24 protein-coding genes are annotated in these 26,270 nt (G+C 51.1%); 22 read left to right on the forward strand and 2 right to left on the reverse strand.

Annotated features, from left to right (window positions below; genetic code table 11):
* Window positions 1-309 precede the first annotated feature (309 nt).
* The 16 genes from APU02_RS05180 (at window position 310) to APU02_RS26860 (ending at window position 18,958) form a co-directional block, all read left to right on the forward strand.
* Complete coding sequence (locus APU02_RS05180; protein WP_042289024.1) at window positions 310-906, forward strand: tyrosine-type DNA invertase; 597 nt, start codon at window positions 310-312, stop codon at window positions 904-906.
* A 495-nt stretch (window positions 907-1,401) separates the two neighbouring features.
* Window positions 1,402-1,950, forward strand: a complete 549-nt coding sequence (gene fimA / locus APU02_RS05185; RefSeq protein WP_042292073.1) for a type 1 fimbrial major subunit FimA — start codon at window positions 1,402-1,404, stop codon at window positions 1,948-1,950.
* Between the two features lie 68 nt (window positions 1,951-2,018).
* Window positions 2,019-2,558: a fimbrial protein gene (locus APU02_RS05190; RefSeq protein ID WP_042292076.1), complete on the forward strand. Its 540-nt coding sequence runs from the start codon at window positions 2,019-2,021 to the stop codon at window positions 2,556-2,558.
* A gap of 35 nt (window positions 2,559-2,593) precedes the next feature.
* Window positions 2,594-3,319 carry a fimbria/pilus periplasmic chaperone gene (locus APU02_RS05195; RefSeq protein WP_120714867.1) on the forward strand — a complete coding sequence of 242 codons (726 nt, stop codon included), beginning with the start codon at window positions 2,594-2,596 and terminating at the stop codon, window positions 3,317-3,319.
* A 77-nt stretch (window positions 3,320-3,396) separates the two neighbouring features.
* Window positions 3,397-6,033, forward strand: a complete 2,637-nt coding sequence (locus APU02_RS05200) for a fimbrial biogenesis usher protein (RefSeq protein WP_060569459.1) — start codon at window positions 3,397-3,399, stop codon at window positions 6,031-6,033.
* Window positions 6,034-6,043: 10 nt separating this feature from the next.
* A complete protein-coding gene (locus tag APU02_RS05205) occupies window positions 6,044-6,571 on the forward strand; it encodes a fimbrial protein (protein WP_060569460.1) in 528 nt (175 codons plus the stop codon).
* 12 nt (window positions 6,572-6,583) lie between these two features.
* Window positions 6,584-7,084 carry a fimbrial protein gene (locus APU02_RS05210; protein ID WP_042292085.1) on the forward strand — a complete coding sequence of 167 codons (501 nt, stop codon included), beginning with the start codon at window positions 6,584-6,586 and terminating at the stop codon, window positions 7,082-7,084.
* A 16-nt stretch (window positions 7,085-7,100) separates the two neighbouring features.
* Window positions 7,101-8,006 (forward strand): fimbrial protein, encoded by a 906-nt coding sequence (locus APU02_RS05215; RefSeq protein WP_060569496.1) that lies wholly within the window; start codon window positions 7,101-7,103, stop codon window positions 8,004-8,006.
* Between the two features lie 67 nt (window positions 8,007-8,073).
* Complete coding sequence (locus APU02_RS05220) at window positions 8,074-9,474, forward strand: EAL domain-containing protein (RefSeq protein WP_082636772.1); 1,401 nt, start codon at window positions 8,074-8,076, stop codon at window positions 9,472-9,474.
* Between the two features lie 148 nt (window positions 9,475-9,622).
* Complete coding sequence (locus APU02_RS05225; protein ID WP_042292087.1) at window positions 9,623-10,342, forward strand: Crp/Fnr family transcriptional regulator; 720 nt, start codon at window positions 9,623-9,625, stop codon at window positions 10,340-10,342.
* 578 nt (window positions 10,343-10,920) lie between these two features.
* Window positions 10,921-11,514 carry a common pilus major fimbrillin subunit EcpA gene (locus APU02_RS05230; protein ID WP_042292089.1) on the forward strand — a complete coding sequence of 198 codons (594 nt, stop codon included), beginning with the start codon at window positions 10,921-10,923 and terminating at the stop codon, window positions 11,512-11,514.
* A gap of 57 nt (window positions 11,515-11,571) precedes the next feature.
* Window positions 11,572-12,249 carry a hypothetical protein gene (locus APU02_RS05235; protein WP_042292091.1) on the forward strand — a complete coding sequence of 226 codons (678 nt, stop codon included), beginning with the start codon at window positions 11,572-11,574 and terminating at the stop codon, window positions 12,247-12,249.
* A gap of 57 nt (window positions 12,250-12,306) precedes the next feature.
* Window positions 12,307-14,799 carry a CS1-pili formation C-terminal domain-containing protein gene (locus APU02_RS05240; protein ID WP_042292093.1) on the forward strand — a complete coding sequence of 831 codons (2,493 nt, stop codon included), beginning with the start codon at window positions 12,307-12,309 and terminating at the stop codon, window positions 14,797-14,799.
* Between the two features lie 10 nt (window positions 14,800-14,809).
* Complete coding sequence (locus tag APU02_RS05245) at window positions 14,810-16,417, forward strand: hypothetical protein (protein WP_060569461.1); 1,608 nt, start codon at window positions 14,810-14,812, stop codon at window positions 16,415-16,417.
* 41 nt (window positions 16,418-16,458) lie between these two features.
* Window positions 16,459-17,103 (forward strand): molecular chaperone, encoded by a 645-nt coding sequence (locus tag APU02_RS05250; RefSeq protein ID WP_220186090.1) that lies wholly within the window; start codon window positions 16,459-16,461, stop codon window positions 17,101-17,103.
* Between the two features lie 1,006 nt (window positions 17,104-18,109).
* Window positions 18,110-18,958, forward strand: a complete 849-nt coding sequence (locus tag APU02_RS26860) for an EAL domain-containing protein (protein ID WP_239692849.1) — start codon at window positions 18,110-18,112, stop codon at window positions 18,956-18,958.
* A gap of 122 nt (window positions 18,959-19,080) precedes the next feature.
* Here the strand turns inward: APU02_RS26860 and APU02_RS05260 are convergent, their stop codons facing one another.
* A complete protein-coding gene (locus APU02_RS05260) occupies window positions 19,081-19,689 on the reverse strand; it encodes a DUF1062 domain-containing protein (protein WP_042292102.1) in 609 nt (202 codons plus the stop codon).
* Between the two features lie 497 nt (window positions 19,690-20,186).
* Here APU02_RS05260 and APU02_RS05265 point away from each other — a divergent pair, with 497 nt between their 5' ends.
* The 4 genes from APU02_RS05265 to APU02_RS05280 all read left to right on the forward strand — a co-directional run bounded on the left by APU02_RS05265 (window position 20,187) and on the right by APU02_RS05280 (window position 22,981).
* Complete coding sequence (locus APU02_RS05265) at window positions 20,187-20,444, forward strand: YjhX family toxin (RefSeq protein WP_042292105.1); 258 nt, start codon at window positions 20,187-20,189, stop codon at window positions 20,442-20,444.
* A 10-nt stretch (window positions 20,445-20,454) separates the two neighbouring features.
* Window positions 20,455-21,345 (forward strand): class I SAM-dependent methyltransferase, encoded by an 891-nt coding sequence (locus tag APU02_RS05270; RefSeq protein WP_060569464.1) that lies wholly within the window; start codon window positions 20,455-20,457, stop codon window positions 21,343-21,345.
* Window positions 21,345-22,091: a class I SAM-dependent methyltransferase gene (locus APU02_RS05275; RefSeq protein ID WP_060569465.1), complete on the forward strand. Its 747-nt coding sequence runs from the start codon at window positions 21,345-21,347 to the stop codon at window positions 22,089-22,091. The genes APU02_RS05270 and APU02_RS05275 overlap by 1 nt, the downstream gene beginning before the upstream one ends.
* 197 nt (window positions 22,092-22,288) lie before the next feature.
* Window positions 22,289-22,981 (forward strand): LuxR family transcriptional regulator, encoded by a 693-nt coding sequence (locus APU02_RS05280; protein ID WP_060569466.1) that lies wholly within the window; start codon window positions 22,289-22,291, stop codon window positions 22,979-22,981.
* Window positions 22,982-22,994: 13 nt separating this feature from the next.
* Here APU02_RS05280 and APU02_RS05285 read toward each other — a convergent pair whose 3' ends face one another.
* Window positions 22,995-23,630 (reverse strand): acyl-homoserine-lactone synthase, encoded by a 636-nt coding sequence (locus APU02_RS05285; RefSeq protein WP_042292115.1) that lies wholly within the window; start codon window positions 23,628-23,630, stop codon window positions 22,995-22,997.
* 658 nt (window positions 23,631-24,288) lie between these two features.
* Here APU02_RS05285 and APU02_RS05290 point away from each other — a divergent pair.
* A complete protein-coding gene (locus tag APU02_RS05290; RefSeq protein ID WP_042292117.1) occupies window positions 24,289-25,125 on the forward strand; it encodes an alpha/beta hydrolase in 837 nt (278 codons plus the stop codon).
* A 662-nt stretch (window positions 25,126-25,787) separates the two neighbouring features.
* Window positions 25,788-26,234, forward strand: a complete 447-nt coding sequence (locus APU02_RS05295; RefSeq protein ID WP_042292120.1) for a glyoxalase/bleomycin resistance/dioxygenase family protein — start codon at window positions 25,788-25,790, stop codon at window positions 26,232-26,234.
* The last annotated feature ends 36 nt before the right edge of the window (window positions 26,235-26,270 follow it).

Consider the following 26,270-nt stretch of genomic DNA (forward strand, 5'->3'; position numbering starts at 1 on the left):
ATTAATCCCAAGGTTAAACCATTCAGCTTATCTTCTTTCGCTGAAAATATCGGCAACGCGAACTATTTTCCTTTTATTTTTAACCACCTGACATTAACGCCTTCGGGTTCGGTTGTGGTAATCCTTAAAATAAATAAAAATAAGATTTATCATGTGGCAATGATTTCCTCATGTGTAAAAGTAATGTAATCACCATTTTGTGATTATTTCCCCGCATATAATACGCCTTTAACATCGTCGATTATTTTTTAATCGTCATGGTTTTTTACAGGTGTTCATTAGCAGAAACCCATTCAGGAGTAATGTATTGTGAATCGACGTCGTTATCTTACCGGCAAAGAAGTTCAGGCGATGATGCAGGCCGCTCGTCACGGTCCGACCGGAGAACGGGATTATTGCCTTATTCTGCTGGCATTCCGTCACGGGATGCGGATCAGTGAACTCCTCGACCTGCATTACCGCGACCTCGATCTTCATGAGGGGCGTATTAATATCCGACGGCTGAAGAATGGTTTTTCAACCATTCACCCGCTGCGCTTTGATGAACGCGAAGCCGTCGAACGCTGGAGCCAACAGCGCGCGAACTGGCGTGGGGCAGGCCGCACCGACGCAGTGTTTATTTCCCGCCGGGGTACGCCACTGTCGCGTCAGCAGGCGTATCGCATCATTCGCGCGGCCGGAATTGATGCCGGTACCGTCACCCATACCCATCCCCATATGCTCCGCCACGCCTGCGGTTATGAACTTGCCGAAAGGGGGACGGACACGCGACTTATTCAGGACTATCTCGGCCATCGCAATATTCGCCATACCGTGCGTTATACCGCCAGTAATGCCGCGCGTTTTGCCGGATTATGGGAGAGAAACAATCTGATAGACGAAATTTCACAAGGGAAAAAGAAATAAGCTAAATCATTGAAAAGGAAAAGAAAATCGTAGAACGAACAGGTCAATTGGGGCCAAACTGTTTATATCATAAAAAAATTTAGTTAAGCATTGCAACTAACAAGTTAAGATTTATCTCAAATTACATGTTATCTCATTGATTAACCAATCATTATATTAAGTCTTTTTTCACAACATTCTTCTCCGACGGATGGCTTCTCACCGATTTGTCTTCTCACGTCTTTCCTGCTCGCGCTTGCTGAACAAATTAAAATATCAGTTTTTTACACTTAAAAAACATTAAACACCAATACAAAAAATTAAAAAACACCACAAAAAAACCATCCAAAAGCCATTTATCCCGATGAGTCAAAATGGCCCCAATTGTCTCATAAATTGGGTGAAAACTGTGCAGAACCGGCAGTCGCACCATTCGGCTGAAATAGGGAATGCCTGGAAGGCACAACGACTGCCCATTTCGGTTCGTTACATCGATTTTGTTTAAAGGAAAACAACATGAAAATTAAAACACTGGCAATCGTTGCTATGTCAGCACTGTCCCTGACCTCCGCGGCGGCTCTGGCCGATACCACCACGGTGAACGGCGGTACAGTACATTTTAAAGGGGAAGTCGTTAACGCAGCCTGCGCCGTTGATGCCGGATCTGTCGATCAAACCGTTCGTCTGGGCCAGGTGCGTTCAGCAAAACTGGCGACGGCGGGGAGCACCAGTTCCGCAGTGGGCTTCAACATTCAGTTGGTTGATTGTGATACCAGCGTCGCCACCAAAGCGTCTGTTGCGTTCTCTGGCGCAGCGGTTGACGCCACCAACACCACCGTACTGGCGCTGCAAAACTCCGCAGCTGGTAGCGCAACCAACGTAGGCGTGCAGATCCTCGACAGCCAGGGCACCCCGCTGGCGCTGGACGGCGCAACCTTTAGCGCGGCGACAGCCCTGAATGACGGCCCGACCAACATCCCGTTCCAGGCGCGTTACTACGCGACAGGCGCTGCGACTGCGGGTATCGCAAACGCCGACGCAACCTTCAAAGTTCAGTACGAATAATCCCTCTGACAGGGACGCATTCAGGGCCAGGACGGCCCGTTATCCGCAACAGGACTGAGGTGATAACGATGCAATGGATGAAATCAGGTCTGCTGATCCTTCTGTTTCCCGTTTGCGCGCTGGCCGGGAACAAATGGAATGTGACGTTACCCGGCGGGAACTTACGTTTTCAGGGGGTCATTATCGCCGAATCCTGCCGCGTCGAGGCAGGCGACAGGCAGATGACGGTACAGATGGGACAAATCAGCAGTAATCGGTTTCATGCGCCAGGTGAAGATACGGACCCGGTGCCTTTTGATATTCATCTTCAGGATTGCAGCACTTCGGTAAGCCAACGTGTCGGCGTGGCGTTTCATGGCGTAGCCGATGGTAAAAATCCCGACGTGCTCTCCGTGGGTGAAGGACCCGGGATCGCGACCGGGATCGGCATCGCGTTATTCGATAAAGACGGCAGTCTGGTGCCTCTTAACAGTCCGCCGCTGAGCTGGACACGACTTTATTCCGGGCCAACGACGCTGCATTTCATCGCGAAGTATCGTTCAACCGGACGCCAGGTAACCGGGGGGGCCGCGAATGCCCAGGCCTGGTTCTCTTTGACCTACCAGTAATTAACCCGCAGAGAAACGGAATACAGGAAACGACGGTGAGTATAACAAGGGTAAACATGAACAAAACATGGGCTATGACGCGCGGCCTGCTGGCCGGGTTACTGCTGGTCGCCACCCTGGGCGTGTCTTCTCAGGCTGACGCAGGCGTGGCGCTGGGCGCGACCCGGGTGATTTATCCGGCGGGCCAGAAACAGGTTCAGCTCGCCGTCACCAACAATGACGACAGCAGCACGTATCTGATCCAGTCGTGGGTGGAAAACGCCGACGGCGCGAAGGACGGACGCTTTGTGGTCACGCCGCCGCTGTTTGCCATGCAGGGAAAGAAAGAGAACACCTTACGCATTCTTGACGCGACCAATAATCAGTTGCCGCAAGACCGGGAAAGCCTGTTCTGGATGAACGTAAAAGCGATTCCGTCGATGGACAAGTCGAAGCTCAGCGAGAACACCCTGCAACTGGCGATCATTAGCCGCATCAAGCTCTATTACCGTCCAGCCAAACTGGCGATGTCGCCGGATGAGGCGCCAGCAAAGCTGCGATTTCGCCGCGCGCCGGGCACGCTAACGCTGATTAACCCGACGCCTTATTACCTGACGGTCACCGAACTCAATGCCGGCACCAGGGTGCTGGAAAACGCGCTGGTCCCACCGATGGGCGAAGCCCAGGTGAAGTTACCGGCCGATGCGGGTCGCGAGATTACTTACAAGACCATAAATGATTATGGCGCGCTGACGCCGCGTATGACAGGCGCAATGCAATAACGACGAACGGGGAAACCAGCGAGATCCCCTGAACAAAAAAAGAACTGACAGCCGGGCGATTTCGGACCGGAGGGACTATGTCATATCTGAAATTTGGACTCGAACGTTTGGGGTCCCGGCGTAGGCGGTATGACGCCACGCGTTTGGCTGGCGCACAGGCGCTGCTCCCCTTTGCCCTTTTGCTTGCCTCGCACTCATTTTCCGCGCAAGCGGAGCTTTATTTTAACCCGCGTTTTCTGGCGGACGACCCTGCGGCCGTGGCGGATCTTTCCGGCTTCGAAAAGGGGCAGGAACTGCCGCCGGGCACGTATCGCGTGGATATTTACCTTAACAATGGGTATATGACCACCCGCGACGTCACCTTCAATGCCAGCGAAAATGGTCATGGGTTAGCGCCATGCCTGACGCGCGGCCAGCTTGTCAGTATGGGGTTGAACGCCGCAGCCGTCAGTGACATCAACACGCTGGCGGCTGACGCCTGCGTGCCGTTAACCGGGATGATTAAAGACGCCACTGCCCGTTTAGACGTGGGGCAACAGCGGCTGTACCTGACCATCCCTCAGGCCTTTATGGGAAGCCAGGCGCGCGGTTATATCCCGCCGGAAATGTGGGATAACGGCATCACCGCCGGGCTGCTGAACTACAACTTTACGGGTAATAATGTCGAAAACGATGTCGGCGGCAGCAGTCATTACGCGTATCTGAACTTGCAGAGCGGGCTGAATCTTGGCGCCTGGCGTTTGCGTGATAACACCACCTGGAGCTACAGCAGCGGCGGAAGTGCATCCAGTAATGAAAACAGGTGGCAGCACGTCAACACCTGGCTGGAGCGGGATATCACGCCTTTACGTTCACGACTGACGCTTGGCGACAGTTACACCAACGGCGATATTTTCGACGGGATTAACTTCCGTGGCGCGCAGTTGGCCTCTGACGACAACATGCTGCCGGACAGCCAAAAAGGGTTTGCCCCGGTGATCCACGGTATTGCCCGCGGGACGGCGCAGGTATCCGTCAAACAAAACGGTTATGAGATCTACCACAGCACGGTGCCGCCGGGTCCGTTCACCATTAACGATCTCTACGCGGCTGGCAACGGCGGCGATCTGCAGGTCACGATCAAAGAAGCCGATGGCAGCAGCCAGAATTTCACCGTGCCCTATTCGTCGGTTCCGGTGCTGCAACGTGAAGGCCATACCCGTTTTGCCCTCACCGCCGGGGAATACCGTAGCGGTAACGATCAGCAGGAAGAACCTAAATTCTTTCAAAGCACCCTGCTGCACGGGCTTCCGGCTGGCTGGACGCTGTATGGCGGCACCCAACTGGCGGATCGCTATCGCGCCTTCAATCTCGGGGTCGGTAAAAACATGGGAGAGTTGGGCGCGCTGTCGGTTGACGTGACACAAGCCAATTCCACCCTGCCCGATGACAGTAAACATCAGGGTCAGTCGGTCCGTTTTCTCTATAACAAGTCGCTCACCGATGTCGGCACCAACATTCAGTTGGTGGGCTATCGCTATTCCACGCAGGGGTATTACAGCTTTGCCGACACCACCTACAAGCGGATGAGCGGCTATGACGTGCAGACCCAGGATGGCGTGATTCAGGTGAAGCCCACGTTCACCGATTACTACAACCTTGCCTATAACAAGCGCGGCAAGGTGCAGGTCAGTGTCACTCAGCAGTTAGGCCGCACCGCCACGCTCTATCTGAGCGGCAGCCATCAGACTTACTGGGGCAACGACAGCGCCGACGAACAGTTTCAGGCCGGACTGAACGCCGCCATTAACGACATCAACTGGACACTGAGCTACAGCCTGACCAAAAACGCCTGGCAGGACGGACGCGATCAGATGCTGGCCATCAACGTCAATATCCCGTTCAGTCACTGGCTGCGATCCGACAGCAAATCCGTCTGGCGCCACGCCAGCGCCAGCTACAGCATGTCCGACGATCTTAACGGTCGGATGACCAACCTCGCAGGGCTGTACGGCACGCTACTGGAAGACAATAACCTGAGCTACAGCGTGCAGACCGGCTACGCGGGCGGCGGCGAGGGCAACAGCGGCGGCAGCGGCTATGCCGCGTTGAGCTATCGCGGCGGCTACGGCAACGCCAACGTCGGCTATAGCCGTAGCGACGGCATTAAACAGCTCTACTACGGCATGAGCGGCGGCGTGCTGGCGCATGCCAACGGCGTGACGTTCAGCCAGCCGCTAAATGACACGGTGGTGCTGGTGAAAGCGCCGGGCGCGGAAGGCGCGAAAGTGGAAAACCAGACGGGTGTCCGCACCGACTGGCGCGGTTATGCCGTTCTGCCGTACGCCACGGAATACCGGGAAAACCGCGTCGCGCTGGACACCAACACCCTTGCGGACAATGTCGATCTTGACGACGCGGTGGTCAGCGTCGTGCCGACACACGGTGCGATTGTCCGTGCGGAATTTAAAGCCCATGTCGGGATGAAGCTACTGATGACGTTGATCCACAACGGCAAACCGGTTCCCTTTGGCGCAATGGTGACATCGGAAATCAACCAGAGCGGCAGCATCGTTGCCGATAACGGCCAGGTTTATCTGAGCGGAATGCCGCTTGCGGGGCGCGTGCGGGTGAAATGGGGCGACGGCGCGAACGCCAGTTGTGCGGCGGACTACCGTCTCCCCGCCGAAAGCCAGCAACAGTTGCTCAGCCAGCTCACGGCGGTATGCCGTTAAGGACATGAAGATGAAAAAACGCTTTTACCTGCTGGTCGCGGTGCTTTCGCTGGTCGCCGCGAACACCCGGGCCGCTGACAGCACGATCACCATCAGCGGCTACGTCAGAGACAACGCCTGCGCCGTGGCGGGGGAATCAAAAGATTTCACCGTCGACCTGCTGGATAACGCCGCGAAGCAGTTCAGCAGCGTCGGCGCGACGACGCCGCTGGTGCCGTTTCGGATTGTACTGTCCCCCTGCGGCAGTTCAGTAACCGCGGTGAAGGTGGGCTTTGTCGGCGTCGCCGATAACGACAACACCAGCCTGTTAAAGCTTGATAGCGGCGCGTCAGCGGCGGCGGGAATGGGCGTGCAGATCCTCAATGGCCAGCAGACGTCGCTGCCGCTCAACGCCGCTTCCTCCGCTATTCCGTGGACCACATTGACGCCCGGACAGCCTAACACGCTGAATTTTTACGCCCGTCTGATGGCGACACAGGTGCCGGTAACGCCGGGACACGTTAACGCGACAGCAACATTTACTCTCGAATTTCAGTAAGCGGAGGCTCTGATGAAATGGTTTCAATCCGGCTGGCTGTTAACGGTACTGCTGGCGGTCTCCCCAACGCCGCACGCCGCCGACGTGACCATCACGGTAAACGGCAAGGTGGTGGCGAAGCCCTGCACGGTCTCTACCGTCAATGCCACCGTCGATCTTGGCGATCTTTACACCTTCAGCCTGGTGTCTGCCGGATCGTCTTCAGCATGGCACAGCGTGGCGCTCGATCTCAGCAACTGTCCGGTTGGCACCTCGCGCGTGGTCGCCAGCTTCAGCGGTACGGCTGACAGCACCGGCTATTACAAAAACCAGGGCACCGCCAGCAATATCCAGCTCGAATTACAGGACGACAGCGGCAATACCCTGAACACCGGCGCAACAAAATCAGTACAGGTGGATGACGCCTCGCAGTCCGCCCGTTTTCCCCTGCAGGTTAGAGCGCTCTCGGTGAACGGCGGTGCGACCCAGGGGACGATTCAGGCGGTGATTAACGTGACTTATACCTATGCCTGAGCAGGAGAAAAAGTTGATGAAAAAAGTGTTCGCCCTACTTACCACCCTGCTGCTGTTGGGCTGGTCGCTCAACGCCTGGTCCTTCGCCTGTAAAACCGCCAACGGAACGACCATCCCCATTGGCGGCGGCAGTGCTAATGTCTATGTCAATCTCGCGCCTGCCGTCAACGTCGGGCAAAACCTGGTGGTGGATCTTTCAACGCAGATTTTTTGTCATAACGACTACCCGGAAAGCATGACCGACTATGTGACCCTTCAGCAGGGTTCCGCCTACGGCGGCGTTTTGTCGAGCTTTTCCGGTACCGTCAAATATAATGGCACCAGCTATCCGTTCCCGACCACCAGCGAAACCGCGCGGATCATCTACAATTCGAAAACCGATCAGCCGTGGCCGACCATTCTCTACCTGACGCCCATCAGTTCCGCTGGCGGGGTGGCGATCAGCGCGGGTACGCTTATCGCAAAGCTGATCCTTCGCCAGCGAAACGACAAAAACAGCGACGACTTTCAGTTTATCTGGAACATCTACGCCAACAACAACGTGGTGGTGCCCACCGGCGGCTGCGACGTTTCGGCCCGCAACGTGACGGTGACGCTACCCGACTACCCCGGCTCTGTAGCAATCCCGCTAACGGTCTACTGCGCGCAAAGCCAGAATCTGGCGTATTACCTTTCCGGCGCCACCGCGGATGCCGCAAACTCGATCTTCACCAATACCGCCTCGGCCACGCCGGCGAAAGGAGTGGGCGTTCAGCTTACCCGCAACGGCAGCATCGTGCCCGCCAACAGTACGGTCTCTTTGGGTACGGTAAGCACCTCCGCCGTCAGTCTCGGTCTCACCGCCAACTACGCACGCACCAGCGGACAGGTCACGGCAGGCAACGTACAGTCAATCATTGGGGTGACGTTTGTTTATCAGTAACGCAGGCGGGTTACGACAGGATTATGTTCTGTCGCCCTGCGCGTTCGCTGCCGAGGGAGTGGCGAGAATGATGACGCCAGAGCGTGGGCATCTGACGCGTCTGCATCCGCAAACGTTGGTGATGACGCCGCTGCCGGCGCTGGCGTCGGCACGCCGGATAGTGGTGTTTTTACCGGAGGATCCTCTCTGGCTGCTCACAACGCTGCAACAGGCGGCCCTTCTGCTGGATCAGGCCGCCACGCCGTTGCCGATGCTGATCCTCAGCCGCTGTCCGAATGGTTGGCTGTGGCACACGCTTCTTCATCTTGTCGCCGACCGCGCGTTGCTGTCCGAAGTGCGCGCCGCCTCGTCCGACCTGCCCGCCCGCTGTATTGCGGCGCTGCTTCGCGGTCACGCTTTACAGGCGTATCCGCCCCTGCCGACGCTGGCGGAAAAGGAGGCGTTGATTCGCCATAAACCCGCCGCCGGCCTCAGCAAACCGGAACTGATCACCATTCTCGATTTACTGCACGGCGCCAACATTGCGGAACGGGCGCTGCACCGTGGCGTGAGCCAAAAAACCCTTTATAACCAGAGAACTTCAGGACTGAAAAAGATGGCGGAACATCACCCGCAGCTGGCGGCGAATTTTCCCGGTCACCCGGTGACCGCGCAGAATAAAATAGACGGCGAAGATCTCTCTGCTTTTGAGCGTGAGTTTGTGCATGCAATCCACTGCCGGGATCTTTTTCCGGTTTTCCAGCCCATCGTGGATGACGAACAGCGGCTACAGGGTATGGAGATCCTCTCGCGCTGGCGGCGCGACGGGACGATTCTCCAGCCCGGCGCGTTTTTGCCAGAGATACAGGCCGACTATGCCTGGCTGGTGCTCACCGCCTTTGTTCTGCAGGAGGCCGTGCAGAAGATCAATCGCTATCCAGGCTCGTTTTATTTCTCCATTAACATACCGCGAGCGATTGCCGGTCACATCCATCTTCCCCGCATGCTGGAAACCGCACGTCAACAGTTGCGCCAGCCCCGACATGTCGACAGGCTGGTACTGGAATTTGCTGAAACCATTGATTTCCGGTTACAGGCTCACGCCGCCGCCAACATTGCAGAATTACAGCGGCTCGGTTTTCGTATTGCGCTGGACGACTGTTATTCGCAGGGTAGCGTGTTTTTTCCGGTCAGACAGATCCGCTTTAACGAATACAAGCTGGATATGAGCATTGTTAACGAGATGCAGCACGATCCCCACGCGCTGGCGCTGATCAAAAGTCTGCATTATTACTGCAAGCTGACCGGCAGCCGCTGCGTTGCCGAAGGCGTGGACAGCGACGAAAAGTTCAGGATGCTGAAGGCGCTGGGTATCGATCGTTTTCAGGGCTACCTTATTTCCCCGCCGGTGAACGGAATGGAACTGGAGGCGTTGATGCTGCGAAAGCGCGAGGAACGGGACGTGTGTGAAGATAAAGCCGACGCATAAGGCGTCGGCCCATTGCGGCCTCATCCGTGGCGAACCTTGCGCGTGAGATAATCACGACCCGCAATGAAAATTCCTGGAGTGATGCCGATTCCCTTGTCCCGGCGCGGTGATGCGATAAAATCCCCCTCTTTGCCTCAGGAGTTGTTGCGTGAAACCGGAAAAGCGAGAACGTAGAATTTCCATCATGCCGCTCGGCAATCCTTTCCCTCCCCGTCACTGTTCCCTCTGTCCTAAAGGCACCGCGATTGACCGTAACAATGAACGAGGGTTGATCGACAAGAGAAGACGATTTGCGCCAGGCGATATCATCGCCTCACAGGGAAAACCGGCAGCGTCGCTGTTTGTTATTCATGAGGGGTACTGCACCGCTCAGGTAGAAATGAATAACAAGGCGGTGGTCAGTCGTTTCTTTCTGCCAGGCGACATCATGGCGCTCGATGCGATAAACGATGGACGCTATCTTTCGACACTTAAAGCCGCCACGGCTGCCGAGATATGTCATATCAATCTTTCCCGCTTACTTGAAACCGCCGCTAACGACCCTACGGTTGCGGCGTCGGTGATTAAATTTCTCAGCCATGACAGCGGCTTTATGGTGGAAAAGCTTCAGCGCTACGCCAATAAACATGCCGACGCGAAACTTGCCGCCTTTCTGGTGGAATTCTATGAAATGCATTTGCGAATTGGCCGTCCGGAAACGACGCTGCGTCTGCCTTATTCCCGGGAAGATATCGCCAGTTATCTGGAACTTAAAATAGAAACAGTGAGTCGGTCATTAAAAGCGCTTGAACACCTTGGACTCATTAGTCTGCATCGCGTCCGAACGGTCACGCTACATAGTTATCTGGGGTTAAAGAGTCTGCTTTAAAGGATTCCCGTCCGTCACGACACGGAGTGTCATTTTCTGCCCACCTCAAACTGTTTCTGACGTTTATAAATCTCTTGATCAGTAACAGCCTGCGACATAAAAACACGCGCAAATATCGGAATATTCTCCAGTTCTCCCGAAAAACATAAGAATTTTCCGATCTTAAATAAAATTTATCATATTTTTAACAAAAAATAAGCATTTAAAAACGTTTGCGTTATAAATCTGTATCATTATGTTTTATAAGAAATTTCCTGGTCTTTGCGCTCACTGACTTTTTGATTTTAATCAAAAAGTCAAAACAGGCCAAAAATCTATTTCAGTGTTATTTTTAGAGAAAAAACCTAATACAAACTTCTCTGCCAAACAAAGATACTACACAAAACCCTTTATCGCCGTTATTGAATGGAAAATTCCTGGCTTTTTTATTATTCATAAAATTTATCGACTGTTGAGTACACATATATTTCAAAAGATAATTTTTATCGCGGCAATTGTTGTTCGCAAATAAAGGATCTGCTGGCTTCCATTTTATAAACAGACGCCCGCAGAGAATAAGTTCTTAGGAGAAGACAAAAATGAAAAAAATATTACTGGTTGCCTCTCTGGCTTCTGTTTTTGCGGCAGCAAATGCGACGGCTGATGTAACGGCCTCTGCGACCGCCTCATGGGATGCTACGGCAACGAAAGATACCAAAAGTATGCTGGTCGTTACCCCGCTTAATTCCCTGACCTTTCAGTACGCCGAAGGGTTAAATGCGTTTAATTCCCAGGACGGCGCGTTTGATATTACCATTCAGGGTCAGGACACCGCGACTGACTTTGAACTGACTGCTCAGGTTATTAGCAATACGCTGACCAACGCCAGCGGCGATGCGTCAACGCTTGACGTAGGCGTTGCGTGGAATGGCACCGCGCTTTCCAGCGCCAGCGAAACCGTTCTGGTCAATAAATCTAAAACCTCTGGCCTGGAAAACCTGCTGGCGGAAGGCGCATACAATGGCACTGAGCGCGTCAGCGATCAGTCTAATTTCAAATTTACCATTGCTTCCGCAACGGTCGACGGCACCACCCCGGTAACCGACTATTCCACTCTGCCGGACGGCTACTGGAGCGGTGATGTGAAAGTTCAGTTCAACGCAACCTGGACGACGCCGACCACGACGCCTTAATCGTGATGATAACGAATTCGGGAGAGTACTCTCCCGAATTTTTCAGGGACAATTATCATGAAGAAATATTTTACCGCCGCTATTTTCACAGGTGTTTTCGCACCCTTTTCAGGTTGGGCAATTAACGTCGGTGATATCACGTCGATAATGACGTCCACGGAGAGTTCATTATCGAAAGAGATCACCAATACGACGGATTCCGCCCGCTTTGTTAGCGTCTCGGTAAAACAATTGTCATCGCCCCTTGCGGATGGCGTCGAGATTAAACCAGCGAATAACGGCGAACTGCTGTCCACACCCGCGAATCTTATCCTCCCTGGACAGGCGACGGATGTGTTCCGTTTTTTCTATAAAGGTCCGGAGGACGACACCGAACGCTATTATCGTCTGCAATGGGTTGACGAGCCGGTCAGTGAAAATGCTGAAACCAAAGCCAATAAAATGGCGGTAGCTACCGCTTCCGCGCAGATTGGCACCATTCTGGTCGTCGCGCCGCGTAAAGAAAATTTTAATTACAGCCGCAGCGGTGACGTTATTAGCAATACCGGCAATGTCTCCTTTCGGGTCATCGCGTATGGCGCCTGTAAAGACAAGGCACGCGAGAATGGCAAAGGTTGCCGCGAGCGTTATTACGTCATGCCGGGAACAAAAATAAAACTGCAATATACCGACGTAAACCATTCACGTTCACATATTGGGATCTGGCACGGCAAGCGATTTATAACGGTCAAATAATACACCGTAATCGGATTAATACGGATAAATACTCTACACCGGAATGTAAGGAAGCGAATGACAATGAAATATTTTGTCAGGGGAAGCGTTACCCTTTTAATAGTGCTGACACCGATTATCGTTTATTCAGCGCCGACGAAAGTGGGTAAGTATATTATCCCAGGCGCTTTCTCGCGTTCTCTGGAACAGGGAATGACCGTTCCGGTTTATATTCGTTACAATGAGACTGACGAAAAAAGTCAGCAGAAAATTGCCGATGCGATCATCTCGCTCACGGATGGCAGCATTACCGTGAAATCAATTGCCATTGCGGAATTACCCGACAACGCCGTGTTATCAAGAAAAACCCGCATCATGGTGGAAGGCCTTCGCGATGTGAAATTTCGCGATAACACCGTTATCGATCTGTCGGCTGATGCACGCCTGAAGCTGAATATCGCCTCCTTTCATCTGGAAATGATTGTCAGTAAGGATGCACTGACGGAGGCCATCGTTGCCCGAAGCAGTCTGCTTGGCCCCTCCAGCGTCGAGACGCTTTCCAACGTGCTGAACTACAACGTCGGGACGTATTACAACGATTATCGAACCGGCAACAGCTCGCGAAGTTATCTTACTATTGATAATACGGCCTCATTACGTGAGCACCATTTAAATATTAATGGCTCGTTCTATGGGATTGGCGACAGCAATAACACCAGCAAACTGTACCGTGCGATGTACGAACGCGACTACCAGGGCTATCGGCTGGCATTGGGTATGCTTGATACATGGAACGTGCAGTCTGTAGCCAGCCTGAACGCGTTAAATGGCGGTAAAATTTACGGCGTTAGCTACGGCAATAAAGGGAGTACGGTTATTGAGAAAAATTCCCTCTCCTTAACCCCAATTACCGTATTTTTGCCCGCGGCAGGTGAAGTCCACGTATTAAGAGAAGGGCGACTGCTGAGCGTACAGAACTTTAATATGGGCAGCTATGAAATCGACACCAGCCGTTTTCCTTACGGCGTATATGACGTCACGGTCGAGGTGGTGGTGAATGGCCGAACGGTAAACAGCCGCGTCAGCCGGGTGAATAAAATCTTCGCCCGACAGCAAACCGCCGGAATACAGGGGTTGAACTGGCAACTCTTCGGCGGCTCGCTGGATTACGATCGCGTGAGTTATAAACGCAATCACTACCGGGATGAAGGGAGTGAGCAAACCTGGATCGCAGGCGGCGCCGCATCAATGACGCTGGCCATTTTGTCTGGCTTAAATCTGAAAACGACCGTTTACGGTTTTGGCAACAACGCGGTCAACGAAACCGATGTGACGCTCAATGTGAATGAGTACGTTAGCCTCGGCAATCAGACGCTTGTCGCTAACGATTCTTCCTGGCGAAACGTCAGTAATATCAATGTGACGATCCCCGGTGGCTACGGGTCGCTGTGGGCGTCACGCGAGGACAGTAAAATTGGCGACCAGCTACCGGTCCAGGAGCGCGATAACTATTCTGTCGGCGGGACGCTTAATCTCGGAAAATTTATTCCCCACGGCGGTTCGTTAACGCTAAGCCAGACGGAAAATCGCTATTCTGGCAACAAGTACCGGAACCTGGATTACAGCACCACCCTGTATTCTGGCCGATACGCCACGGTAGGGCTCCGCGCCGGGATCCAGCGTTATTACTACAACAATAGAAATGATGATGGTCGGCAGGAACGCTACGTCAGCCTGGATTTTTCATTACCTCTGGCTTCCTGGTTAAGTATGGGCGTTTCGCGGGACCGCTACGGCAGCACCCAGGGGAACCTCAGCGCGCGCAAACAGTTTACTGAAGGCGCCATCCGGTCAGTTGGGCTGTCTGCTTCGACGCGCCTGAGCGGCGAACAACATTACGATAATAATTATTCGCTTAACGGTAATATGAGTTACGCCACGAAATACAATTCCGGAATGCTGTCCGTTACGCGCGCGGCGGATAATTCGACGAATATGAACTTTTCGTCACAGGGGTCGGTGGCATGGAGCGGGAAAAACGTGGCGCTGAGCCAGGAACGCCAGCGCGCAGGGATCATCGTCAACACCGATTTGGCTGGCGAAGGGCAACTGGCGGCCAAAATTAACAATCGTCATTATCTCCTGAGCGGTAAGTCAAACTTCATCGCCCTGCCGCCCTATGCGCAATACAGAATGGAAATACTCAATGACAGAAATTCAGAAGACAGCTTCGATATTGTTTCCGGGCGTACCCAGGAATTGACGCTTTATCCGGGCAACGTCGGCGTGATCAACCCGGAAATAAAAAGCATGGTTACGGTATTTGGTCGCATCCGCTACCCGGACGGCCAACTGGCGACGAATACCGATATTCATAACCATATCGGCAAAACGCGCACCGACGCAAAAGGTGAATTCGCCATTGATATTGATAAAAAATATCCAGTAATCACTCTTGTTTCGGCGAATGGCAGCCTGTGTGAAGCCGATCTCGATCTGGACAAAGCGCGCGGCGCGGCATGGGTAGGCGACGTGAAATGTACGGCGCAAACCTCAATGGCACAACGGTGAGGCTAAATTGATGAACAAAACACTCCACCTTATTCTTGGCTGCGCGCTGGCGTCAGTATCCCCTTCTCTCTGGGCATTAACAGCATCAACGCAGGCTGCGGTGAGCAGCAATATTTTATTTATCGAAAACAATATTGATAACGAATATTTTATAACGCCATCTTCGCTGGATCCGCGCATAAGTGGTTCAAACACCTGGGTGAAATACGGTAACAACCAGGTCAGTCTTGGCTATATGGGTATCGTGGGTTGGGTCAGCAGTACCAGCTATTATCGGGATATGTGGATTGACGATTCGCCGGTGAGTGAACCCTTTAACGGCATTCGCTGTACAACGGGCGCGAATTGCCCTTCTTCTGGTTATATTGCGGCTGATTTAACGGATCAATATGGCTTTTACCATACGAAAGCGACCGGGGCGGGCATCGCTGGCGGATACTATGGTTTTGCTTCATTTACTGACTCGGCATTTGACTATTTTCGCTCAATGACTGTCGGCGCGTCGGAAACGCTGAAACTGAATTTTTGTCGCACCACGGTGGATTATGACTATGCCGCCGGTGCGCGTTGTAAAGACCAAAGCAGCGGTAACTGGTATATCCGGCCTTATACCATTAATAAAATAGGTCATTTATCGCTCGAGTCGACAAACGCGTTTCAGGAATTGTGGATTGCCAGTGATGGTACGCCGAGTATTACGAAGGACTCCGGCTATTGTGAACTGGGTGTGGTGAGCAGTGTCGATGGCGTAATTTGTAAGATGGTGAGCTATGATCTCCAGCAAACATCGAACCTCACAGCGTCGCTGACGTTCAGAGCCTATATCGACTCGGCGATGCTGGGCTTTACCCCTGCGGCATCAGCGGTCAAGTATTCAGGTAACGGTTCAAACTGGTATAACTACAGTGCAACCACCGCCTATTACAATGTGCTGACGACCTCCGGAGACTATATCTATATTTTTCTGTCGAAAACGTTTTTGAAAGGCCTTGTCGACTCAGGGTTAAGCATAACCAATAGCCAACCCTTCACGTTTGGCTTTTACAATAGCTTAACGCCGGAGTCTGGCTATTACCAGTTTACGCCTTCGTTACAGCTCAATATCGTACCGAAAGAATATGGCATCAGCATTACCTCCACTGATAACACGACATCGGCACAGGGCAGCGGCACGATTGGAGATGCAGATCCTATAGAAATGAATTACACCGTTACCGTTTCCGGGCCGCGGCAGGCCGATACCATTACCGCGCAGGTTATCGGCGACAGCACCACGGTCAATGGCGTGCCGTATTGCCTGTTTCAGTCGGCGCAGGACGGGCTTACTGTCCCTGTTCCCGCCTACCTGCAATACAACAGTGAGTCGGGCGGGGTAATACAAAAGCGTAACAGCTGTAACGAAGCGCCGATTTCGATGGCCGACGCACAGTGGCAACAAACACCATGGGATGTGAATAATACTGATGACGGCAGTTTTTTTACCACCGGTCTGACACTGTTATTTCCCATGAATGATTCACGTTCAATGCTTACCGTTGCCGGGGCGGACTGGGAAGGGGTGGTCAGCGCAACCGGTGAAATTAAAGTCACGGCAAACTGGCTGGGCGTAACGCCATGAAACGCGCTCAAACAGGGAAACGAGGTCTGTGGCTGGCAATCATGCTGATGGTCTTTCCGGTCCATGCTGTTTATCTTGAGTCGACTATTTATGAAATGCCTGCCGATAAGTCCTTTATCAGCAAGCGGATCTACAACGATAGTGATAAACAAAACGTTTACAGCATTAGCGCGGTGAAAATCGACAAGCCGGGGCCCGGGGGCGAAAAGCGAAGCCCAATTGCCGATGGCGAACTGCTTTTTACGCCGTTAAATTTCTCACTGGCGCCCGAGTCTGGTGAGTTCTTCAAGATCTTTTATCGTGGTCCTGCGGATGAAACGGAGCGCTATTACCGCATACTGTTTCGCGAGCTCCCTGTTACCCTGTTAACCGATCGCGAACATGGCAAGAAGAGCGAAGCGATACCCGCGGTCGCAATTGATACGATCCTTGTCGTTCGGCCACGAAAAATTAACTTCCAGTATCACCTTGATGAACAGAGAGGAATACTGAGAAATACCGGTAACACGTTTTTTAAAATCATTCTTCATCAGGGTTGCCACTCGACGGATGATGAGGCTGAAATGCGCTATCTCCTGCCAGGAGAAACATTCAACAGCGCTCAGCTGAGAGCAAATAACAGAAAATTTATCGTCGCATTAAACAGGTATCATCCTGTGGGTAAGGCTTGCCAGAGGACGCAGTAATAACACCTTATTACGCGGCATCAGTATGAAAAATCTCATGGCAATTAACCTGAGTGTGTAAGGTCTATAACGGAATAGTTAATTTTAAACAATGATTTTCATTCCCTTTAACAAAAAAAATTTATAGATTTTTCTGAAGCTCCTTGAGTATTTTTAAGTCAATTGTATGGTCAACTGCACTTTTGGTAAAACTTTTAAAACACACTAAAACACAGGGGTTATATTTTTTATACTCAAGAAAAATTTATGTTTTGAGTTTTATATCTCATTTGTGCCTGTAATTTTCGTAACACCCTGATTTTGTTGATAAGAGTCAGACTCTATCGCTGCTTTGTATTTATTAAAAAGAGAAAATTCGCGTTTTATCACTTTCTCCCGGAAGACGAGGTAGACGCTATACAATAAATTCACGCTGGTAATAGCTATGAATACTAAAAAAATTTTCCTGTTAAGTTATGACATCTGTCTTTTTTCTGGAATTAAGTCCTGGTTACCTAATTTAGTACTGGTTGATGTTCAGTCAGTAACCAATGAAAGACAGCAACACTTACCGCAATATCAGTCCTGTTTGTTGATCATCGACAACAGACTGCCTTTATTTTTCGTCAACAAGTGGATCCAACAAAACAGCAGCTTATTTAACCACATACACAGTATTGTCCTAAAGATGAGTAAGCACGACTGCTTTCATCGCGGTTATGAAAATGTCGACACTATAGATGCGAAACTGGGTGTGAATAGCGTGATAAACGCATTACATAAGAAAGCATTAGCGAGCCATGAATCCACCTTTAGCCTCGAAAATCTCTCGGTTGCCCATTTCCGCTTAACGCATTTTGAAAAAGAAATGCTCAATGCCTCTTTTAGCCGAGGGGAATTGAATAATTTTTGCGTCGCGAATGCTGTGAGTCCGAAAGCGCTGTACCGGTATCGGGATAAAATTAACGCCCGACTGGGTTTTCGTTGTTTCAATGAGTCAGTTATCTTTTTATCCCGAAACGGCTTATTGAACGGCTTCACAGACTCGCCGGGCAACGCGCAATGTCTTGATTATGACGAACTGAACGCCAGCAGGCTGAGCATGGCTATTGTGGAGGAAGAGATCATCCCCTACTACCAGCCGATCGTTAATCAGAATGGCGATATGTGCGGTGTGGAAATCCTGGCTCGCTGGCCGCAGGGGCACCACTACGCTATTTCGCAAAAAGAGTTTATTCCTTTGGCGATCAACAGCGGTCTGATCTTCGAATTGACCAGCTATCTGATGGCGACCGTCGCCCGCAATCTGATCTCCGCAAAGAGGATCATCAAAAATGAGCTGCTTATCGCTTTTAATATTGGTCCTTCCGGCTTAAGCAACCCTGTTTTCTACTGGGAATGCCTCAATTTTCTGGAGCAAACCCAACATTTACCCATAAAGCTGATGATTGAGATCACTGAAGACCAGGCGTTGAATATTACCCCGGCCATTAAAGAACTCATCCGCTCTCTGCGAAACCGCGGCGTACTGTTCGCCCTCGACGACTTCGGCACCGGTTATGCGAATCTTTACTATCTGAACGAGCTGGAGCTGGACATTATCAAAATTGATAAAACATTTATCAATAATATTAAGGATGGCGAACAGCGGGTTCCGATGCTGGAGTCAATTATTCACCTTGCCAACATCCTGGGTTTACGCACGGTCGCTGAAGGGGTTGAGCATGAGTACCAACATCGCTGGCTGGTCAACAATCACATTCATTTTCTGCAAGGCTATTACTTCCTGCCGCCAGTGCCTTTTGCCGATTTTCTTCGCTATCAACGGCGTGAGGAAAGCCCATGGCAATACAACGTAAATCAGTGTGGATGCTGAGCTATCTCCGAAAGGAGATAGCCGCCTTTTCATGATGATATTAATGAAGCCCACCTCTTTTTCAGCCTATCCGCTGCGCGGGTCATCCTGGCGACGATTGTCATAAGGTGAGCTTCTGCCTGTTAACGACGCGTCAAATCGATTCTGCGGCGGGCATACACCGTTTCCAGAGGCATGTGTATGTGATAAACCGCCAATGCCCCCTTCCTTGATTTAAGCATCTTCTTCGTCACCCCGTTTATCTCTCCTGAATCGACTCGCTTATAAATTTCTGCTGAACTCAGCATAAGCTGCTTTTTCAGGATGGCCAGCAAGTTAACCTGAAAAGCACGGGGGATCCGGATACAAACGCTGACCCATTGTCGAGGGAAAATACTGACCGGCCACTGCTCCTGAATATGAAAATCAGGTTTGCCCGACAGCCTCGCATTGTTCCGCTTCAGAATCGCTTTGTTATGCGTAAAGTTTTCAACCGTATCCGCATCATTGAGCAGGAAACGGCGATAAAGCTCAGGATCTAATTTGTTGACATTGAGCCGCGAGAACAGAGCGATATTCCACGTACATTCGCAATGCGTACATTTATAAATACTCCAGACGTCCAGTCTCTTTTTTTGCGAATTGATTCTGAATGCCCCGGCGGGCGTGAACTCTCGTTTGATGTTGCATGACGGGCAGCGTTTTGCAATGCGCTGGTGCCCAACAGGGGTGACAGTCCATGTGACTTTCATAACGTACCTTTTTTAACCCGTACAAATTCGGATCCGTATTGAACGAACCATGTCTTTGTGTACGAAAAATATTTATTTGATATTTTTCAGTGGGTTAAAAAAAGATGTCCAATGCCACTCCCTGTCTTTGGCAAAGCGATACGCCGAGACTAGCAAAGCGGTCATCATCGGGTATATGCGTTCAATCAATATTCGTAATGGTACCGCATGGGATCCTGGAGCGAATGACATGTTTGCACAGGCTAACGCCTGAGCGGTTTCGCGCTGAGATCACACTTTAAAGGATTCGCTATATCCGCACAAAAAACCTGTGTTACCATTCACTCCGTAAATACCTTTCAACGTCACCCGAGGCTTTGATGCTGGAGAATGTAATCATCTGATAATCAGCTCCCCGACCTTTCAGGCCGGACTGATTATCAATGCGCCGAAATCGAATGCGGACACCGCTGTGTGTTTGCACGTTTTGCACATGATGATTAAACAGGTTTTCCAGTATGAATTTATCCCGTCAGGAACAACGTACCCTACACGTTCTCGCTAAAGGTGGACGTATTACGCACGTCCGCGATACTTCTGGCCGCGTTACCTCTGTTGAATGCTACAGCCGCGAAGGGTTGTTGCTCGCCGACTGTACGCTCGCCGTCTTCAAAAAACTCAAAACCAAAAAGCTGATCAAGTCCGTCAACGGTCAGCCTTACCGCATCAACACCACCGGGCTGAACCACGTTCGCGCCCAGCCTGATAATCGCTAAGGAGAGGATGATGAATATCAGCGCTGTTATTGTCGCTTCAGGACGCATTCGACTTTCACCTGATGAAGGCAAAATCCCCTGGGATGAACCCGACTTTAGCCAGCGCATGCTGGAAAACCATCTGTCCCAGGAACATGACTGGGCCAGCCGCAGACTGTCGGTGATTGAACAACAGGTTGCGTGGATTGCCCGTCAGCTCCCCTCAGGCGCACGCATTCTGGACCTTGGTTGCGGCCCCGGTTTTTACACCCGTTTGCTGGCCGAACGCGGCTTTAGCTGTACCGGCGTGGATTTCTCGCCGGCTTCTATCGAATGGGCTCGTCAACAGGCGCAAGCCGCGGGGCTGAAGATTGATTATGTTCAGCAGGATGTCCGGACATATCGCCCACAAGAATCGTTCGATTTCATCATGATGACGTTTGGGGAACTGAATGTCTTTAATGCCGCAGACGCAACCCAGCTCATCGGTCAGTGCGCGCGCTGGCTTACGCCGGGCGGAAAACTCCTCGTGGAAGTACACACCTTCGACGAGGTGAAACGTCAGGGCATGGCCCCTGCAAGCTGGCAGCGTTGCCCGCAGGGACTGTTTCTTGCCGATCCTCATCTTCTGTTGACAGAAAATGACTGGGATGAAGAGACACGGACCAGCTCAACCCTGTTCTGGGCAATTGAAGAAACAGGTCGGACGACCCGTTTCGGTAATCAAATGAAGGCCTGGCGTGATGAGGAGTACCTCAGCCTGCTTGCTGACGCAGGTTTGAACGTGCTTCAGCGACCTGCCGGCGCCGACTGGCCAGTCAGCGAGACCTTCGCGGACAAACTTTTTGCGTTGCTGGCAGAAAAAGCACACGCGACGGCGAACGTTTCACCGAATACGCATGACATACAAGGAATTAACTAATGGATATCCCACGTATTTTTACGATTAGCGAAAGCGAGCATCGCATTCATAATCCGTTTACAGCAGAAAAGTACGCCACGTTAGGTCGCGTATTACGTATGACTGCGGGCACGCACATTCTCGATCTCGGCAGCGGTTCAGGCGAGATGCTCTGTACCTGGGCGCGTGATCATGGCATTACCGGCCTCGGCATTGACATGAGCCCACTCTTCACCGCACAGGCAAAGCTGCGCGCAGCGGAACTTGGCGTCAGCGAGAGCGTGAAATTTATTCATAACGACGCATCCGGTTACGTTGCCGACGAAAAATGCGATGTGGCGGCCTGTGTCGGCGCCACCTGGATCGCGGGCGGTGTCGCCGGGACGATTGACCTGCTGGCAAAAAGTCTCAAGCCCGGCGGGATCATGCTCATTGGCGAACCCTACTGGCGTAAGGACCCTGTATCGGACGAGGTGGCTGTCGCCTGCGGCGTGGGCAGCGTGGCCGATCTCCTCACCCTGCCCGACCTTGTCGCCTCTTTCGACGCAAGAGGGTACGACATCGTGGAAATGGTGCTGGCGGACCAGGAAGGCTGGGACAGGTACGAAGCCGCGAAGTGGCTGACCCTGCGTCGCTGGCTGGCGGAAAACCCCCATGATGATTTCGCGCAGGAGGTCCGGGCGGAACTGTCTGTCGCCCCTAAGCGTCATGTCACCTATAGCCGGGAATATTTTGGCTGGGGCGTGTTCGCTCTGATTGCCAGATAACCTGAAACAGGCGGTGTGGTTTTCACTGCACCGCCATCATGTCAACTGAGAATATTCCCTGGCCTCGCAGACCGCAAAGCGATTTTGTCTTGGGCAAAGAGGCGAGATAAACAATATTGATGCATTCTCTATCTTTTTGAAGGCTAACAAAGCAGACTATACTTATCCACCCATTCATCCCAGAGGCAGTAACTGACGTGAAGGATACGTATTACAACGATACAAGGATCAATGCGTTAATCCAGAATGAGCTGAATAAGTTCTTTGAGGACTACAACGGTATCATCTACGCCTACGCGATAATGAACAAGAAAGACCCTTCACAGATGCGGATAATTAATAATAATCCGGCATGGTTCGACATCTACCTGGAAAGAAAATATCAGTTTATAGACCCTGTTATTATTCGGGCTTTACGCTGTGTGGAAGATTTCTTTTGGGAGAACAAGGTCATCTTGTCTGGCGGATACAACCTGACGCGCATTTTCAACGAAAGTTCTGAACATAACATCTACCAGGGGCAGACATTTCCACTGCATGACTACCTGAATAATCTGGTGGTGTTATCCATCATCAGCCAGGAAGTTTCCGGCGTGGACATGGAAAAAAATCGTTCACATTTTATGCACTTTCTTATTCAGTTGCATCAGAAGACGCTCAATCTCTATAGTAAAGTGGATCAGAAAAAGAACGTTTTCTTGTCGCCACGTGAACGGCAAATTCTTAAATGGGTTAGCGCCGGAAAAACATACGCTGAGGTGTCGGTTATTTTGTCCATTACGGAACGCACCGTGAAATTCCATATGAGCAACGCAATGAAAAAACTCGGGGTGAACAACGCCAGACATGCGGTAAAACTGGGGATGGAGCTCAGATTACTCGACAACTGAGCCCCGGCGCCCGTTATATACGAAGCAGTTGCTGGAGCATTTCACGAAGCCAGTCGCTGTTCTTGTCTTTGCGAATGATGTCTTCCACGGCGCTTACGCTGGCAGGCATAAAAATATAATAGATTGTTTCCCCTTTCTCAGAAAGTCCCTTCTGAATAACCTCTACTTTCCAGTTCGCATGACGAAAAATGGCATACATGCCGCGGCTGGCAACAGCATACATTCCCCGATATTGTTTCTTCATACAGTAAACGATCATTGCCAGAAACAGCGCCTTACTGGTGGGCATACTGCGCAAATTTCCGTTGTCGCGTCGTTCTTTATCTAAAAACAGTCGGCTGACTTCACAGCAGGGAATATCGGTAGGAAGACTAATATCGTCAAAGTAATCATGGAATATTTCGCTGATCATTGTCGGCTGGGTCGCATCGATAAATCGCGCGCCGCAAAGTAATTGCCCGTCATGCATGCCCAGCAGGTAAGTCGTTTTTTCGTTGTCAAATTGATCCTTTTCCATGCCGTTAATGCATTCGACTTTCCAGTCGAGCCGCTCGCGAAATGTTCTTCGTCTGAGCCGGTAGAGTTCGGAGGCAAATCCTGGCGGCAATTCATCGTAATCATGCAAAAAAAACTCAACAACAGAGTTCATCCAGTTATTCCTGATAATCACACACTGAAATTATTATCCCCTGTCTTTTAGGACAGCTTTTTTTTATGTCGGGTCTTCCTTATACTTAAAAAATACCTGACCAACAGCACTCGCAATGCTAACTGGTCAGGGGGTCAAAGACCAACGCAACACCAGGGATAAATCCACACGGGATTATCTTACATTTAGTGTCCCGGGTACAGAATGTTAGAAGCACTTAGCGTATAAAAAACCAATAAAGTACGAAAAATATCAAATAACTATAATTAATCTGTTGCCCCTTGTATTTTCAAGGGGTAATATTTTCTGTTGCTTTAGCAAAAATAAACGCCACAGGCTCTCCGTTTCTCTCCTCTCCACAAGGTTTCTTTTCGTCACCGTATGCCTCTGCGCGGCAATCACCGTCATAAGCTGAATACCGACTCTCGCCGTTATCTTACTGAGTAAACAGACAGTTACCCGTTATTATCACGCAAAACACCAGGGGTTACCGCACGGTGTCGCTTATCCGTTCTATTGACATCTCCTATTGTACAGCCTGGCGATGGGGGCGTAGCGTTTTCCCCGTTAGAGACAGACGGTGAATCGATAAAGCCTGCCTGTCGGATTATGGGCTGTGTCCTATAATCTTGTGGAATATCACTACAGGAGTGACCTCATGGCATTTGTAACGACAGACGACAGTGTAAAGATCTTTTATAAAGATTGGGGAGATAAAACAGCCCAGCCCATCGTGTTTCATCACGGTTGGCCACTTAGCGCCGATGACTGGGATAATCAGATGTTGTTCTTCCTGGGACAAGGTTACCGCGTCATTGCCATTGACCGTCGCGGTCATGGTCGATCAGATCAGGTCAGTGAAGGGCATGATATGGATCATTATGCTGCTGATGTTAATGCCGTTGTTGAACATCTGGATCTGAAAAATGCGATTCATATCGGTCACTCAACCGGCGGCGGGCAGGTTGCCCGCTATGTCGCGCGCTTCGGACAACCCCAGGGACGCGTGGCGAAAGCGGTGCTGATCAGTGCGGTACCGCCGTTAATGGTAAAAACAGCGGCGAACCCGGAGGGCACGCCTGTAGAAGTATTCGACGGATTCCGTAAAGCGCTGGCCGCGAATCGTGCCCAGTTCTATCTTGATGTGGCCTCCGGTCCTTTTTACGGCTTCAACCGTGAAGGGGCTGACATTTCCCAGGGCACTATTCAGAACTGGTGGCGCCAGGGCATGATGGGAAGCGCAAAAGCCCATTACGAAGGCATCAAGGCATTCTCTGAAACAGACCAAACGGAAGACCTCAAAGCCATCACGCTTCCGGTACTGGTGATGCAGGGCGATGACGACCAGGTTGTGCCCTATAAGACCGCCGCACTTATGCAGGATAAATTGTTGAGCAACAGTGAACTGCGTATTTATCCGGGCTATCCACACGGGATGCACACCACCCATGCGGATGTCATTAATGCTGATATTTTGGCTTTTCTTCGCAAGTAAGCGATGACCGTACCGACTCCCGGAGCAGGTGCAGGCGGGTAAGTTGATATTCTGCCGCTACTCCGTTGTCAGACCCAATACAAGGCGCACGTTATTCCGCAAGCGTGCGCTTTTTTGCGTGCGACAAATCTGCGCCCTTCATCTCCCACAAGATTTATACTTCGCGTTCACTTTCTTACCAGAAATCATCTTTTTTTGGGAATTGTTTAGTTTATTGTCTGACAATGACGATGTTTAAAGAGCTATTCTGTGACACTTTCTTCAGCACAATGTCCACATAACGTCGTCCTTAACATATGAAGAAAGATCATTTCTTGTTCTTCGTTGTCAGACGGCTGGGGTACATGCCGTATCAACGGAAACCGCCTTCCGGTTTGCCCGTCATATGCATGACCCGTTTTTCGCCCCTCTTTCGTACCATGACAGAACCCTGTGGGGGAAACACTGGAATTGAACGAGATGAAACACTTCTTCTTTTACTGACTGACGTGATCGGCTGGCAGCATCAGAGAAGAACCGCCCCACCACAGTCAATTGCGCTTGCGAGAGACCGGATTGACGTATGGCGTGAGGCCGGGCGAATCGTATTTGTTTACTACGAATCCACCCGTTTTAAGCTTCAACAGTCTCGATAATGCATCAAACGGCTTCAGGAGAATACTATGACACCGACTTTTAATGAAATCGATGTAATGTTTGTAGCAGGCTTTGGACCAGTGACACGCGATACTGATATCAGTAAAGCGTTTTACAAGGATACACTCCGCTTACCTTTAAAGCATCTCGAAGGTAATAAGGAATATATGCTGACGGACGTTGATGGCTTAGAGGGTGTAAAGCATTTTGCTCTCTGGCCTTTGTCTCAGGCTGCGCTGTCCTGTTTTGGTACAGAAGAATGGCCGGACGATATCCCGGTTCCTCAGGGATGGATCGAGTTTGAAGTAAAAGATATCGAAAGGGCGACGGATATCCTGATGAAAAAAGGTTATCAACTGTTAATCGCCGGGCGGCTGGAACCCTGGGGCCAGACCGTGACCCGTTTACTGAGTCCGGAGGGCTTATTGACAGGTGTGACAATCACTCCATGGTTACGTCCGGAATCGTTATAAATGGCCGAATCTGATTTTTTAAGGCAAAGGGAACTG

The organism is Citrobacter sp. 50677481, assembly GCF_001463265.1.
Taxonomy (GTDB): Bacteria; Pseudomonadota; Gammaproteobacteria; order Enterobacterales; family Enterobacteriaceae; genus Citrobacter_A; species Citrobacter_A sedlakii.

Excerpts from the sequence above, each read along its gene's own strand:
- fimA (WP_042292073.1), top strand. The coding sequence starts at position 1,402 with ATGAAAATTAAAACACTGGCAATCGTTGCTATGTCAGCACTGTCCCTG.
- APU02_RS05190 (WP_042292076.1), top strand. The coding sequence starts at position 2,019 with ATGCAATGGATGAAATCAGGTCTGCTGATCCTTCTGTTTCCCGTTTGC.
- APU02_RS05200 (WP_060569459.1), top strand. The coding sequence starts at position 3,397 with ATGTCATATCTGAAATTTGGACTCGAACGTTTGGGGTCCCGGCGTAGG.
- APU02_RS05205 (WP_060569460.1), top strand. The coding sequence starts at position 6,044 with ATGAAAAAACGCTTTTACCTGCTGGTCGCGGTGCTTTCGCTGGTCGCC.
- APU02_RS05210 (WP_042292085.1), top strand. The coding sequence starts at position 6,584 with ATGAAATGGTTTCAATCCGGCTGGCTGTTAACGGTACTGCTGGCGGTC.
- APU02_RS05215 (WP_060569496.1), top strand. The coding sequence starts at position 7,101 with ATGAAAAAAGTGTTCGCCCTACTTACCACCCTGCTGCTGTTGGGCTGG.
- APU02_RS05220 (WP_082636772.1), top strand. The coding sequence starts at position 8,074 with ATGATGACGCCAGAGCGTGGGCATCTGACGCGTCTGCATCCGCAAACG.
- APU02_RS05230 (WP_042292089.1), top strand. The coding sequence starts at position 10,921 with ATGAAAAAAATATTACTGGTTGCCTCTCTGGCTTCTGTTTTTGCGGCA.
- APU02_RS05235 (WP_042292091.1), top strand. The coding sequence starts at position 11,572 with ATGAAGAAATATTTTACCGCCGCTATTTTCACAGGTGTTTTCGCACCC.
- APU02_RS05240 (WP_042292093.1), top strand. The coding sequence starts at position 12,307 with ATGACAATGAAATATTTTGTCAGGGGAAGCGTTACCCTTTTAATAGTG.
- APU02_RS05245 (WP_060569461.1), top strand. The coding sequence starts at position 14,810 with ATGAACAAAACACTCCACCTTATTCTTGGCTGCGCGCTGGCGTCAGTA.
- APU02_RS05250 (WP_220186090.1), top strand. The coding sequence starts at position 16,459 with ATGCTGATGGTCTTTCCGGTCCATGCTGTTTATCTTGAGTCGACTATT.
- APU02_RS05260 (WP_042292102.1), bottom strand. The coding sequence starts at position 19,689 with ATGAAAGTCACATGGACTGTCACCCCTGTTGGGCACCAGCGCATTGCA.
- APU02_RS05265 (WP_042292105.1), top strand. The coding sequence starts at position 20,187 with ATGAATTTATCCCGTCAGGAACAACGTACCCTACACGTTCTCGCTAAA.
- APU02_RS05270 (WP_060569464.1), top strand. The coding sequence starts at position 20,455 with ATGAATATCAGCGCTGTTATTGTCGCTTCAGGACGCATTCGACTTTCA.
- APU02_RS05275 (WP_060569465.1), top strand. The coding sequence starts at position 21,345 with ATGGATATCCCACGTATTTTTACGATTAGCGAAAGCGAGCATCGCATT.
- APU02_RS05285 (WP_042292115.1), bottom strand. The coding sequence starts at position 23,630 with ATGAACTCTGTTGTTGAGTTTTTTTTGCATGATTACGATGAATTGCCG.
- APU02_RS05290 (WP_042292117.1), top strand. The coding sequence starts at position 24,289 with ATGGCATTTGTAACGACAGACGACAGTGTAAAGATCTTTTATAAAGAT.
- APU02_RS05295 (WP_042292120.1), top strand. The coding sequence starts at position 25,788 with ATGACACCGACTTTTAATGAAATCGATGTAATGTTTGTAGCAGGCTTT.